Origin of the sequence: Micromonospora sp. DT62, from assembly GCF_049847285.1 — a bacterium.
Taxonomy (GTDB): domain Bacteria; phylum Actinomycetota; class Actinomycetes; order Mycobacteriales; family Micromonosporaceae; genus Micromonospora; species Micromonospora reichwaldensis.
The window spans coordinates 1-205 of record NZ_JBNCOB010000089.1; the positions used below are offsets into that span (position 1 = coordinate 1).

A 205-nucleotide genomic window follows, 5' to 3' on the forward strand; every position below is an offset into this window, starting at 1 on the left:
ACGCTGAGGGCGTTGCGGGCGGCGGCGGGGCCGCAGTAGTAGAAGTTGGGCTGTGCCTCGTAGCGCACGCCCAGCTCGCGCTCGCCACCCTTGCGGTCCTGGGTGACCGAGGCCGGCACGGGTGTGGTGGGGGCGGCGAGGGCGGTGGTGACGGGGCCGGCGATGGCGCCGCCGGTGAAGGCGAGCCCGGCAGCGGTCAGGGCGG

1 pseudogene is annotated in these 205 nt (G+C 76.6%); it reads right to left on the minus strand.

What is annotated here, in order from left to right:
• Positions 1-205 (minus strand): annotated as a pseudogene (locus tag ACPXCB_RS31630) (C39 family peptidase); the annotation flags it as partial.